This is a genomic window from Mesorhizobium sp. M6A.T.Ce.TU.016.01.1.1 (genome assembly GCF_003997065.1).
Taxonomy (GTDB): Bacteria; Pseudomonadota; Alphaproteobacteria; order Rhizobiales; family Rhizobiaceae; genus Mesorhizobium; species Mesorhizobium mediterraneum.
On the sequence record NZ_RZTJ01000129.1, the window covers coordinates 1 to 464 of the forward strand.

The window sequence follows — 464 nt, forward strand, 5'->3', positions numbered from 1 at the left end:
GCTCGACCTCGGCACTCTGATCAACGTGGTGTCGACGGTGACGGTGACGGACGGCGACGACGACGTCGTGTCGTCGCAAAGCGCGAGCTCGGGGCTGTCGCTGACCTTCAACGACACCGATCCGACGCTCTCGATCACGGCCGCGCCGACGGTTGGCGCCGCCGAGGTGGTCGAGGCGAGCGGGGCTGGCGGGCAGAGGCAGGTGACGATCACGCCGCCGACCTTCACGGCGAGCGCGGTCGACGGCTTCACGACGAATGTGAGCTACGCACTGGCCCTGGCGGGCGGGCCGGCGACCGGGCTGCTGACGACGGAGGGCAACCATGCGATCACGCTGGTGGCCGACTCGGCCAGCCAGATCTCGGGCCAGTATGACAGCGACGGCAACAACACGCTCGATGCGACGGCGTTCACGGTGACGCTGTCTGGCACGACGGTGACGCTGACGTCGTTGGTTGCCCTTG

1 protein-coding gene is annotated in these 464 nt (G+C 68.5%); it reads left to right on the forward strand.

What is annotated here, in order from left to right:
- Positions 1 to 464 (forward strand): DUF5801 repeats-in-toxin domain-containing protein (locus tag EOC94_RS33585; RefSeq protein ID WP_245465731.1); only part of this gene is annotated, 464 nt, incomplete at both ends.